The organism is Hymenobacter arizonensis, assembly GCF_900115775.1.
GTDB lineage: Bacteria > Bacteroidota > Bacteroidia > Cytophagales > Hymenobacteraceae > Hymenobacter > Hymenobacter arizonensis.
In genome coordinates, this window is sequence record NZ_FOXS01000002.1 from 527,129 (window position 1) to 539,670 (window position 12,542).

Annotated in this window: 8 protein-coding genes; 7 read left to right on the forward strand and 1 reads right to left on the reverse strand. The window is 58.3% G+C overall.

Translation table 11 applies throughout. The features are described 5' to 3' along the window. Positions 1–318: 318 nt before the first annotated feature. Both BMZ66_RS08575 and BMZ66_RS08580 read left to right on the forward strand, forming a co-directional pair. Positions 319–813, forward strand: coding sequence for a DUF4385 domain-containing protein (locus BMZ66_RS08575; RefSeq protein WP_092671149.1), 495 nt, complete (start codon positions 319–321; stop codon positions 811–813). A gap of 15 nt (positions 814–828) precedes the next feature. Further along, positions 829–1,341 carry a hypothetical protein gene (locus tag BMZ66_RS08580; RefSeq protein ID WP_234795039.1) on the forward strand — a complete coding sequence of 171 codons (513 nt, stop codon included), beginning with the start codon at positions 829–831 and terminating at the stop codon, positions 1,339–1,341. A 186-nt stretch (positions 1,342–1,527) separates the two neighbouring features. Here the strand turns inward: BMZ66_RS08580 and BMZ66_RS08585 are convergent, their stop codons facing one another. Beyond that, positions 1,528–2,931 (reverse strand): inorganic phosphate transporter, encoded by a 1,404-nt coding sequence (locus tag BMZ66_RS08585; RefSeq protein ID WP_092671155.1) that lies wholly within the window; start codon positions 2,929–2,931, stop codon positions 1,528–1,530. A 174-nt stretch (positions 2,932–3,105) separates the two neighbouring features. On the opposite strand from BMZ66_RS08585, the gene BMZ66_RS08590 reads away from it, so the two are divergent. From BMZ66_RS08590 to BMZ66_RS08610, 5 genes are all read left to right on the forward strand, one after another. Next, a complete protein-coding gene (locus BMZ66_RS08590; protein ID WP_092671158.1) occupies positions 3,106–4,608 on the forward strand; it encodes a glycine--tRNA ligase in 1,503 nt (500 codons plus the stop codon). A gap of 271 nt (positions 4,609–4,879) precedes the next feature. Further along, a complete protein-coding gene (locus BMZ66_RS08595; RefSeq protein ID WP_092671161.1) occupies positions 4,880–7,315 on the forward strand; it encodes an efflux RND transporter permease subunit in 2,436 nt (811 codons plus the stop codon). 183 nt (positions 7,316–7,498) lie between these two features. Beyond that, a complete protein-coding gene (ileS, locus tag BMZ66_RS08600; RefSeq protein WP_092672941.1) occupies positions 7,499–10,903 on the forward strand; it encodes an isoleucine--tRNA ligase in 3,405 nt (1,134 codons plus the stop codon). 167 nt (positions 10,904–11,070) lie between these two features. Next, the gene (locus BMZ66_RS08605; RefSeq protein WP_092671164.1) at positions 11,071–11,733 is read left to right on the forward strand and encodes a lipoprotein signal peptidase; all 663 of its coding nucleotides are present in this window, start codon (positions 11,071–11,073) and stop codon (positions 11,731–11,733) included. A gap of 42 nt (positions 11,734–11,775) precedes the next feature. Then, on the forward strand, positions 11,776–12,447 hold the full coding sequence (locus tag BMZ66_RS08610) for a lipoprotein signal peptidase (RefSeq protein WP_092671167.1): 672 nt from the start codon (positions 11,776–11,778) through the stop codon (positions 12,445–12,447). The last annotated feature ends 95 nt before the right edge of the window (positions 12,448–12,542 follow it).

Consider the following 12,542-nt stretch of genomic DNA (forward strand, 5'->3'; position numbering starts at 1 on the left):
AATCAAGGGTTTGAGCCGCCGGCCCCGAATCAAGGGTTTGCTCCCGACTTTAGAATCAAAGCAGCAGGCCTCGCTTCAAAAGTTTGCTCTAGGCTCAAGGGCTTGCTCCGCGCCGGCTGTCATGCTGAGCCTGCGAAGCACCTTATCCCCACAGAACAAAAAGCGCTAACCTGATAAGGTGCTTCGCAGGCTCAGCATGACAGCCGGCACGCAACAGGCAGGTGACGAATGCCAAGCCGCATGGGGATAACTAGCGGGCCACGGGGATAACCTAGGCATGGTGTATCCCTGCGCCGCCTGCTTCCCGTATAGCGCCCGATGCCGTTCGACTACACCCTCGATTTCCACACTGTCGATTTCCGCCAGCACCCCGAACTCTACCGCGTGGGCCGGGGCGAGCAGGGCGTGCTGCTGGTGCAGCCCTACAAGGGCGAAATCCTGCCCCACTGGCGCTTCAAAGACGCCGCGGCGGCCACCGAGTCGTCGGAGACGATTTACGGGCTGTTTGAGGCTTATTTGAAGGCCGAGGATTTTGTGGGGGCCGACATGGCCCGGAAGTTCATCCAGATGGGCTTTACCCGGGCCCGGCGCTACGCCAACCACCGCGGCGGCAAGAAATACGACGGCCCCGTGCCCGACGACAAAAAAGGCCAGAGCGGCGCCCACGGCCGCGCCGAACTCCCCCGCACCGACCACCCCGATGTGGATAAAGTAGAAGCCGCAGCTATTTTCAAGCGCAAGTGGGACGAAGCCAAAGTCCACCCCGAGTACCTGCGCCAGAAAGAAGCCTTCATTGCCAAATACGGAAAGTAGCCCCGCTACCTACCTTTGCCACCTCTCCTAGACCCCAACACCATGAACACCACGCAACCCTCCAGCATCGACGAAAACGAAATTATTCTGGGTACCGGCATGGGTCCCCTGCGCTTCGGCGCGACCATGGACGAGGTACGCACCTTGGTGGGCGAGCCCGAGGAAATTGAAGAGTCGGACGACGACGACGACTTCGAGCACCAGGCCTGGAACTACCACGAAGAAGACTACCTGCTGTCGCTCTACTTCGACCGCGAAGACGACTTCCGTCTGAGCTGCATCGAAACCGACAACCCCAACATGCGCCTGTTCGGCGAAGTGATTTACGGCAAAAACGTTGACGAGGTGAAGGCACTGATGCAGCAGCATAACCTGCCCACGCCCGAGCTCGAAACCATGGAAGAAGGCGCTGTTCGCCTGTCCTACGAGAAGTCAATGATTGACTTGTATTTCGAAGAAGGCCAGCTGCAATTTGTGAATTTCGGCGTCTTCATCAACGACGACATGGAGGTGCAGTGGCCCAAATAAGTCTGAGTTATCCACAATATCACGTGTTTTTAGTGTGGATAAGTGGACAAGTCACTAAAAACAGCGGGGTTATCCCCCATAATGCCTGATTTCATAGCAAATCCAGGTATTGCTAAATAATCGAACACAAAAAAGGCTGACCCTATCAAGGTCAGCCTTTTTTGTGTGGCAAAGCGACTAGGTTGACTAATCGAGGAAAACCCGGAACAACAGAAACAGTCCGCCCGACAACACCATGGTCACGGGCAGCGTGAGCACCCAGGCCAGGGCAATACTGCGCACCATGCCGGGGTTCACGTTCTTCACGCCGCGGCTGGCCACCATGGAACCGGCGATGGATGAGGTGAGCACGTGGGTGGTCGAGGCGGCCACGCCAATCTGGGTGCTGATGCCAATCATGGCCGCCGCTACCAGCTCGGAGCTGGCGCCCTGGGCGTAGCTCAGGTGCTCTTTGCCGATGCGCTCGCCAATGGTTTTTACGATGCGCTGCCAGCCTATCATGGTGCCACAGGCCAGTGAGAGGCTCACCATCAGCAGCACCCACCAGGGGGCGTAATCAGTGAAGCTTTTCATGTCCTTGATAGCGTCGTCGTAGGTGTTGCGGTCGGCCGTGCTTAGGCTCACTTTCTCGGAGCCGAGCAGCTTCTTGGCGCGGTTGGCAATGAGGAGAATGTCGCGGCGAATCTCAAAGCGGGTCTGGCGAGGCAGGTCCTCGATGCGGGTGGTGTTGGCAAAAATGCGGTCCATGTCGGCCGTCTGCGTCTGAATTTCGGCCAGCATCTTCTGGTCGGCGGGGCTGAGCTCGTCGCGGTTCACGCGGTTCATCACCTGCTCCACCTTCACGAGGGAAGCGCGCAGGTCGAGGGGGTTCTTACTTTGGTCGAGGGCAAAAAAGCTGGGCACGATGCCAATCAAAATCAGCATGATGAGGCCCACGCCCTTTTGGCCGTCGTTGGAACCGTGGAAAAAGCTCACCAGCGTGCAGGTAACGATGAGGGTGAGGCGAATCCAGAGGGGGGGAGGCTTGCGCTTGTGTGGCTCCTTAAAAATGGCCTTGTTGCGAACGAAGCGCTTCAGGATGAACATCAGACCAATGGTGAGCGCAAAGCCCAGCAGCGGACCCACTAACAAACCAATACCCGTTTCGCCGGCTTTGCCCCAGTTCACGGCCGCGCCTTTGGAGTCGGGAAGCAGCGAAAAGGCGATGCCCACGCCCAGTATCGAACCAATGAGCGCATGCGAGCTCGACGCCGGAATGCCGTAGTACCACGTGCCCAAATTCCAGATGATAGCTCCTATCAGCAAGGCGCCTACCATGGCAACGCCGTGGTACACGTTGGCGTCAACCAGCGTTTCGACGGGCAACAAGTAGATAATGCCCATGGCCACGCTGATGCCGCCGGCAAACACGCCGATGAAGTTCCAGAAGGCCGACCACACCACGGCCACCCAGGGCCGGAGCGTGTTGGTATAAATTACGGTAGCCACGGCGTTGGCCGTGTCGTGAAAGCCGTTAACGAACTCGAACGCGCAGGCGGCCAACAGGCACACGCCGAGAAGCAGCAGCACGTGAGGTTCTAAACCAAACATAAACAGCGGGTTTGTGGGAACTTAGTTTCAAACATGCGGCAAAGGTAGGGCGGTAGTTCACAGAGGCTATGTTACCGAATTGTGACCTGGCGCCCCCTACAGCCGCTGGCGCAATAATTCGGGCCTTCTACGCACAACTTTCACCTTGGGCCACATCGGCCTACTTTTGCAAGCATGAACCCAGCACTCGAAACCACCCAGCTCAAGGATATTGTGGCCCACGCCAAGGAATACGGCTTTGTATTTCAATCTTCGGAAATCTACGATGGCCTGGCCGCCGTGTACGACTACGGCCCCAACGGCGTGGAGCTGAAAAACAACCTCAAGCGCCTGTGGTGGGAAACCATGACCCAGCTGCACCACGACGTGGTGGGCATCGACGCGGCCATTTTCATGGCGCCCCAGACCTGGAAGGCCTCGGGACACATCGATGGGTTCAATGACCCCATGATTGACAACCTCGACAGCAAGAAGCGCTACCGCGCCGACGTGCTGCTCGAAGAAAAAGCCGCCGAGTACGAAAACGCCGGCGACCCCGCCCGCGGTGCCGCCCTCACCGCCGAGATGGGCCGCTTGCTCACGGCCGAAGACCTGGCCGGCGTGCGCCAGCTCATCATCGACGAAAAAATCCAGTGCCCCGTTTCCAAAACCGGCAACTGGACCGAGGTGCGCCAGTTCAACCTGATGTTCTCAACCCAGGGCTCGGCCGTGGATTCGGACGCTCCCCCCGTGTACCTGCGCCCCGAAACGGCCCAGGGCATCTTCGTGAACTTCCTGAACGTGCAGAAGTCGGCCCGCATGAAGATTCCTTTCGGCATTGCCCAAATCGGCAAAGCGTTCCGGAACGAGATTGTGGCTCGCCAGTTCATCTTCCGGATGCGGGAATTTGAGCAAATGGAGATGCAATTCTTCGTGCGCCCCGGCACTGAAGGCGAGTGGTACGACACCTGGAAGGCCGCGCGCCGCAAGTTTCACGAGGCCATCGGCCTGCCGGCCGAGAAGCTCCGCTTCCACGACCACGACAAACTGGCCCACTATGCCAAGGCCGCGGTTGACATTGAGTACGAATTCCCCTTCGGCTTCAAGGAAATCGAAGGCATTCACTCCCGCTCCGACTTCGACCTGACCCAGCACCAGAACCTGAGCCGCAAAAAGCAGCAGTACTTCGACAACGACGTGGACCCCGCCACCGGCAAGCCCTACGGCAACTACGTGCCCTACGTGGTGGAAACCTCCGTTGGCGCCGACCGCTTGTTCCTAGCCACCATGTGCAATGCCTTCACGGAGGAAACCATCACGGAAGGGGAGGGCGACGCCCAGCAAACCAAAACCCGCACCTTCCTGAAGTTGCATCCCGCCGTGGCCCCGGTGAAAGCTGCCATTTTCCCGCTGGTTCGCAAAGACGGCATGCCCGAGAAAGCTCAGGAAATCTTCGACGCCCTGCGTTTCGATTTTCGCCTGGTGCTGGAAGAGCGCGACGCCATCGGCAAGCGCTACACCCGCCAGGACCTCATCGGCACGCCCTTCTGCATCGTGGTCGACGGCCAAACCCTGGAAGACGACACCGTCACGGTGCGCCACCGCGATTCGCGCGAGCAAACCCGCATGCCGATTTCGGAGCTGCGCAGCTACATCGGCGAGGCCGTGAGCTTCCGCCGCATCTTCGAGAAGCTGTAGTAGCTACTGGCATTGCGCAGCCGGCGGAACCTCACCCCTGGCCCCTCTCCAAAAGAGAGGGGAGCCTGACGCAACTATCAACAAACAGAAACCCTTACTGCGGCTAGCAGTGAGGGTTTCTGCTTAATACGCTTTGCTGTCCTTGTGCCGTGGCTCCCCTCTCTTTTGGAGAGGGGCCGGGGGTGAGGTTCCCCGGGGTGAGGCTCCACAGGCACAATGTTGCGATGCCAGGCCCCCCGCCCTTACGTAACTTTGCCTTTTAACATGACTTATGTGGGCTAAACTCGCGCTGTTCATTATCCGCTTCCGTCGCTCGCTGATTGCGGTGCTGGCCGTCATAACTGTGTTCATGGCCTGGAAAGCCAAGGACGTGGAGATGACCTACGACTTCGCCCAAGTCGTAAGCCCGCAAGACCCGGAGATGGTCTATTTCCAGAGCTTTAAAAAGACTTTCGGGGAAGATGCTAACGTACTGGTATTGGGACTACAAGACAGCGCCGTGTACAAGCTGGGCAACTTCAACGAGCTGCGCACCCTGACCGATACGCTTTCGAAGGTGACAGGCGTTAACGGCGTGCTGAGTGTAACCAAGCTGCTGGCTATCCGGAAAGACACAGCCACCAATAAGTTTAAAACTGAGCTCATTTTTAAGACTTTCCCCCGCACCCAGAGGGAACTGGACAGCCTGATGCGGGAGGTCAACCAGGTCGAGTTTTACAAAGGCCAGCTCATCAGCCCGCGCACCGGGGCCACTCTGCTGGCCCTGACCATGGACCCAAAATACCTCAACTCCTCGCAGCGGCAGGGGGTGATGAAGAACATTCTAGGCCACGCCAAGGCCTTCCAGAAGAAGACCAACATCCGCCTGCACTACGCCGGCCTGCCCTACGTGCGCTACACCATGACCAGCAAGGTGGGCTCGGAGATGACCTTCTTTACCATCATGGCCATGCTGGTGACGGGCGTGACGCTGCTGGCGTTTTTCCGGACCTGGGCCGCGGTGGTGTTTCCGCTGGTGGTGGTGGGCGTGACGGCCGTGTGGGCCATCGGCTCCATTGTGCTGATGGGCTACAAAATCAACCTGCTCACCGGCCTCATTCCCAGCCTCATCATCGTCATCGGCATTCCGAACTGCACCTATTTGCTGTCGCGCTACCACTACGACTTCCGCAAATCGGGCAACCAGATGCTGGCCATGACGCGGGTAATCCGCAAAATCGGCCTCGTCACTTTCATGAACAACACGACCACGGCCATCGGCTTTTTCGTGTTTTGCTTCACCGACATCGCCATTCTGTTTCAGTTCGGACTGGTGGCCACGGTCAACATTTTCGTGGCCTTCATCATCAGCTTCATCCTGATTCCGGCGGTATTTACCTACCTGCCGCCCCCTACGCCCAAGCAGCTCGAGCATCTGGATGCCGCGCCGCTCACCAAGCTGCTGGAGTTTTTCGACGACCTGGTGATGCATCGTCGTCCCACGGTCTACGTGCTAGCGCTCATACTCGTGGTGGGCGCGGCCATCGGCATCCGGCGCATCGAAGCCGTGTCGTACATGGTTGACGACCTGCCCAAAGGCAGCACGGTGAACTCCGACCTGACCTTCTTCGAGCGCCACTTCAACGGCGTGATGCCGCTGGAATTTGTGGTCGATACCCACAAAAAGCGCGGCCTGCTCAAGCTCAGCAACCTCGAGAAAATCAACCAGTTCGAGAACTACCTGCGCACCCAGCCGGAGGTCACGTCGCCCATCAGCATCGTCACCTTCCTGAAGGCTACCACCCAGGCCTACTACAACGGCGACCCCGCGTTCTACCGCCTGCCCGACAACACCGAGAAGAACTTCATTCTCAGCAGCCTGGCTAATTCCAAAGGCACTGGCGCGGGCACCGACAGCAAGCTGCTCCGCTCCTTTGTGGACAGCACCGGCCAGCAGGCCCGCATCAGCCTCAAGATTGCCGACATCGGCTCGCGCAACCTCGACACGCTGATGAACAGCAAAATTCTGCCCGAGATGCACCGCATTTTCAACGGCACGGGCATGGACGTGCGGCCCACCGGCACCACCATCCTGTTTACCAAAGGCAACGAATACCTCATCAATACGCTGGGTGAGAGTTTGATGATAGCCTTTGGCCTGGTCGGCCTGGTCGTTTTGATTCTGTTCCGCTCGGCTCGCACCGTGTTGTTTGCCTTGATTCCCAACGCTGTGACGCTGATTCTAACGGCCGGCATCATGGGTTATTTCAACATTCCCCTCAAGCCCGGCACGGCCTTGATTTTTGTCATTGCCCTGGGCATTGACGGGGACAACTCCATTCACTTGCTGGCCAAATTCCGCCAGGAAATGGCCCTGAATGGCCAGCGCGTGCGCCAGGCCGTATCGGTAACGCTGAGCGAGGCGGGCACCAGCATGATTTACACCAGCATAGTGCTGTTCGTCGGTTTCAGCATTTTCGCTTTCAGTGAGTTTGGCGGCACCAAAGCTTTGGGCCTATTGATGTCGGCTTCGCTGCTGATTACGAATTTTTCCAACCTGATTTTGTTGCCTTGCTTGTTGGTCACCTTCGAGCACGGCAAAGGCAACTCCATTGACGACAACGCGCTGATACGGCACTACGATGAGTCGTACCACGAAGAAGACGATGATTTGGAGCTAAACCTGGATAGAATGACCGTGAAAAGCCGCACTGACCTAGGTAGCTAGAGCAACGGCTGTTTGAAAGATTAAAAAAGAACGTCATGCTGAGCGTAGCCGAAGCATCTCTACTGCACCGCCGCGGCTCCCCTCTCTTTTGGAGAGGGGCCGGGGGTGAGGTTCAACGAAGCGAGCGAGATGCTTCGGCTGCGCTCAGCATGACGTTCTAGAGAGTTGAAAATAAACCAATTCATGAAATACCCCGAATACAAGCAGCCGCTCAATTACGGCCAGGTGGGCGAGGACATCCTCGCCTGGTGGAAGGAGCACGGCATCTTTGAGAAGAGCGTGAGCAGCCGCGAAGGCCAGCCCACGTTCGTGTTTTACGAGGGCCCGCCCTCGGCCAACGGCGCCCCGGGCATCCACCATGTGATGGCCCGCACGGTGAAGGACATTTTCTGCCGCTACCAGACGCTGCAGGGCAAGCAAGTATCCCGCAAAGGCGGCTGGGATACCCACGGCCTGCCCATCGAACTGCAGGTCGAGAAGGAACTGGGCATCACGAAGGAGGACATCGGCAAGAAAATCACCGTCGAGGAGTACAACCAGCGCTGCAAGGAGACCGTGATGCGCTTCAAGGCGCAGTGGGACGACCTGACCGAGAAAATGGGCTACTGGGTCGACCTCGACGACCCATATGTAACCTTCGAGCCCGAGTATATCGAAAGCTGCTGGGCGCTGCTCAAGAAGCTTTACGACAAGGGCTTGCTCTACAAGGGCTACACCATTCAGCCCTACTCGCCGGCCGCCGGTACCGGCCTCAGCTCGCACGAGCTGAACCAGCCTGGCACCTACCGCGACGTGAAAGACACGACCGTAGTGGCCGAGTTTGAGGTGAAGCGCAACGAGCAGTCGGAGAAGCTGTTTGCCCTGGCCGACGGCTTACCTGTGTTCATCACGGCCTGGACGACCACGCCCTGGACCCTGCCCGCCAACACCAGCCTGGCCGTGGGCAAGAACATCCGCTACGCGGTGGTGCGCACCTTCAACCCCTACACCTACGAGCCCCAAGTAGTGGTGCTGGCCAAGGATTTGGTGGGACGCTACCTCACCGAAAAAGGCGCCCAAGCTTCGTTGGAAGACTACCAAGCCGGCGACAAAGTGCTGCCCTGGCGCCAACTGGCCGAGTTCAGCGGCGCCGAGTTGGTGGGCATCAGTTACGAGCGTCTGTTTGGCACCGAAAACGGTTTCCCGGCTTTTGAAGGGCAGGAGCGCGCCTTCCGCGTCATCCCCGGCGACTTCGTGACCACCGAGGATGGTACTGGCATTGTACACATCTCGCCCACGTTTGGCGCCGATGACTTCCGGGTAGCGCAGCAAAATGATATTCCTGCGCTCATGGTCATGGATGACCAGGGCAAGCTGAGCCCCATTGTGGACCGCACCGGCCGCTACGTGGCCCAGATGGGCGAATTCGGCAGCCGTTGGGTAAAAAACTACGACGGCCACGACGATTCCGCCGCCGACTACCGCACCCTCGACGTCGATATCAGCGTGCGCTTAAAAGAGCGCGGCCGAGCCCTGAAAGTGGAGAAGTACGAGCACACCTATCCGCATTGCTGGCGCACCGACAAGCCCGTGCTCTACTACCCGCTCGACTCCTGGTTTATCAAGACCACGGCGGTAAAGGACCGGCTCATCGAGCTCAATAAAACCATCAACTGGAAGCCCGAAAGCACCGGCAGCGGCCGCTTTGGCAACTGGCTGGAAAACCTGGTGGACTGGAACCTCAGCCGCTCGCGCTACTGGGGCACGCCGCTGCCCATCTGGCGCACCCAGGACGGCACTGAGGAAATCTGCATCGGCAGCATCGAGCAGCTGAAATCGGAGATTGACAAGGCCGTAGCGGCCGAAGTCATGACCCACAACCCCTATGCCAACGGCGAAAAAGTGGACCTGCACCGGCCCTACGTGGACGGTATTTTCCTCGTTTCGCCCAGCGGTCTGCCCATGTACCGCGAGGCCGACCTCATCGACGTGTGGTTCGACTCCGGCGCCATGCCCTACGCGCAGTGGCATTACCCCATCGAGAACGGCGGGAAATTCCAGAAGAATTTCCCCGCCGATTTCATTGCCGAAGGCGTGGACCAAACCCGCGGCTGGTTCTTCACGCTGCACGCCCTGGCGGTGATGCTGGAAGACTCCGTGGCCTTCAAAAACGTCATTGCCAACGGCCTCGTGCTGGCCAAAGACGGCCAGAAGATGAGCAAGCGCCTCGGCAACGCCGTGGACCCGTTTGCCACCATCAAGCAGTTCGGCCCCGATGCCACCCGCTGGTACCTCATCGCCAACGCGCCACCGTGGGACAACCTCAAGTTTGACCCGGCCGGCGTGACCGAAGTGCAGCGCCGTTTCTTCGGCACGCTGTTCAATACGTACTCGTTCTATGCGCTTTACGCGAATCTGGACGATTTCCAGACCAGTGAATTCAACCGCATTTCGCAGTCGGAGTTGAGCGAGCTGGACCGCTGGATTCTGAGCAAGCTGCAGTCGCTGATTGTGGAAGTGCGCGGCCACCTGGATAGCTACGACCCCACCAAGGCCGCCCGCGCCATCCAGGATTTCGTGACCGACCAGCTCTCGAACTGGTACGTGCGTCTCTCGCGCCGCCGTTTCTGGAAAGGCGAACTGACCCAGGACAAGCGCGCCGCCTACGAAACCCTGCAGGAATGCCTGGTGGTGGTGGCGCAGCTGATGTCGCCCATCGCGCCGTTTTTTGGCGAGTGGCTGTATAAGAACATGACCGACGGGATGCGGACCGAAGCCGTGGCCAAAAACACACCCCTGGCCCCGGAATCGGTGCATCTGACGCTGTTGGTGGAAGCCGATACCACCCGCATCGACCAGAAGCTGGAGGAGCGCATGGAGCTGGCCCAGCGCATCAGCTCGCTGGCCCACTCGCTGCGCAAAAAGTCCGTGCTGAAGGTGCGGCAGCCCCTGCAGCGCATCCTGGTGCCGGTGCTGAACGACTCAACCAAGGAGCAAGTTGGCCTCGTGGAGGACCTGATTTGCGCCGAAATCAACGTGAAGCACATCGAATTCCTCGACGACGAAAGCGGCGTGCTGGTGAAGTCGGTGAAGCCCAATTTCAAGCGCCTCGGCCAGCAATACGGCCCGCGCCTGAAGGCCGTGGGTGCCCGCATTCAGCAGATGACGGCGGCTGAAATCAGCAAGCTGGAGAAGGAGGGAAGCCTCGCGGTGGAAGTAGATGGCCAGCCCATCACCCTGGCGCCCGACGATGTGGAAATCCGCACCGACGACCTGCCAGGCTGGCTCGTGGCTACCGACGGCCCCCTCACCGTGGCCCTCGACGTGACCCTGACCGACGAGCTGCGCCAGGAAGGCCTCGCCCGCGAGCTGGTGAACCGACTCCAGAACCTGCGCAAAGACTCGGGCCTGGAGGTGCAGGACAAAATCCGCGTCACATTGGCAGACCAGCAGCCCGAGCTCACGGCCGCCGTGGCCGCGTTCGGCGACTACATCCGGACCGAAACGCAGGCCCTCGCCCTGACCTTCGCGGCCGATGTGAACGGAGGTTCCGTGCTCGAATTTGATGACTACTCTGTGCCCGTGCATTTGGAGGTTGCAACTGCTTGATGCTGAACGACTCGCTGGGGCTCTGAAAACCCGGTGAGTCCTCGGCCGCACAAACACTCAATAAGCTCGTCTTTATCGGCCTAAAAGGCCAGACAGTCAGTTATAAAAGGTACAAAAGGACGGTAATAAAACAGGCCGTCTCTCTCGCCACTTTTGGCATCGTCTGAATGCACCCAACCCTCTCCAATCGCCAGCAATCCGCCACTAAATTCTTCCTGCTGGCCCTGCTCATCATTGCCCTCGACCAGCTTTCGAAGTGGGCTGTGCACACCTACATGCAGCCCGGTATGGCGGGAGAAATTCCCCTCATCGGCAATTGGTTTAAGCTCCATTACACCCTGAACCCGGGCATGGCTTTCGGGGCAGAGTTACCAGCCCCTTATGGCAAGCTGGTGCTAACAGCCTTCCGCTTGGTAGCCGTCTTTGGCCTGAGCTACTACATTATCCGCCTCTGCAAGCAGCGCGCCTCCGGAGGCTATATCGCCTGCATGGCCCTGATTCTGGGCGGCGCCGTTGGCAACCTGATAGACTCGATTTTCTACGGCATCATCTACAACAACGCCCCTTTTGCCTCGCCCACGCGCTGGTTCTACGGCCAGGTGATTGACATGCTCTACGTAGACATCTACGAAGGCTTTTTGCCCCAAAACTGGCCGCTGCTAGGGGGGAAGTACGTTTCGCTCTGGCCCATTTTTAACATTGCAGATTCTTCCATTTTCGTAGGTGTGGCCTTGATTCTGCTCAATCAGAGCCGCTTTTTCCACGAGCAGGTAGAAGCCCCCAAAGCTGCCAGCTCTACTTCTGAAACTGAAACCCCAGCGGTTCTCTAATTGCCCTACTGCTAGCTCATTTCACCCGTGGGCACCGCCTGAATGCACCCAACCCTCTCCAATCGCCAGCAATCTGCCGCTAAATTCTTCCTGCTGGCTCTGCTTATCATTGCCCTCGACCAACTCTCGAAGTGGGCGGTGCACACCTACATGCAGATGGGTTCGATTGGCGAAATTCCTCTTCTGGGTGATTGGGCGATGCTGAACTATACCCTGAACCCCGGTATGGCCTTCGGGGCGGAGTTGCCGGCTCCTTATGGCAAGCTGGTGCTCACCGGCTTCCGTCTGGTGGCGGTTTTTGGTCTGAGCTACTACATCATTCGCCTCTGCCGGCAGCGTGCGGCTAGCGGTTATATCGCCTGTCTGGCGCTCATTTTAGGTGGGGCTGTGGGCAATTTGATAGACTCTATTTTCTACGGCGTTATCTACGACAACGCCCCGGCGGGTTCGCCCACGCGCTGGTTCTACGGCCAGGTGATTGACATGATTTATGTGCCCCTTTATCGCGGGGTCTTTCCTCAGTCGTGGCCCCTTGTAGGCGGCGAGTACAGCTCTGGTTTCCCCATCTTCAATATTGCCGACTCGTCTATTTTTATTGGTGTTGTCTTGATTCTGATTAATCAGAGCCGTTTTTTTAAGGAGGACGAGCAAACCGATGCTGTGGCTACAGAGCGTGGTCCTTTAGTAGCCTCCGATTCTGAAAATCTGGCCTAACAGGGGGATAGAATAATTAAAACAACGTCATGCAGAGCGGAGCGAAGCATCTCACATGCAACAGTAATTCATCTGCCATACGATGCCACGCGAGA

Bases quoted from the DNA above. Each gene is read 5' to 3' on its own strand.
- BMZ66_RS08610 (WP_092671167.1), top strand. From the start codon at position 11,776: ATGCACCCAACCCTCTCCAATCGCCAGCAATCTGCCGCTAAATTCTTC.
- BMZ66_RS08595 (WP_092671161.1), top strand. From the start codon at position 4,880: ATGTGGGCTAAACTCGCGCTGTTCATTATCCGCTTCCGTCGCTCGCTG.
- BMZ66_RS08590 (WP_092671158.1), top strand. From the start codon at position 3,106: ATGAACCCAGCACTCGAAACCACCCAGCTCAAGGATATTGTGGCCCAC.
- BMZ66_RS08585 (WP_092671155.1), bottom strand. From the start codon at position 2,931: ATGTTTGGTTTAGAACCTCACGTGCTGCTGCTTCTCGGCGTGTGCCTG.
- BMZ66_RS08575 (WP_092671149.1), top strand. From the start codon at position 319: ATGCCGTTCGACTACACCCTCGATTTCCACACTGTCGATTTCCGCCAG.
- BMZ66_RS08605 (WP_092671164.1), top strand. From the start codon at position 11,071: ATGCACCCAACCCTCTCCAATCGCCAGCAATCCGCCACTAAATTCTTC.
- ileS (WP_092672941.1), top strand. From the start codon at position 7,499: ATGAAATACCCCGAATACAAGCAGCCGCTCAATTACGGCCAGGTGGGC.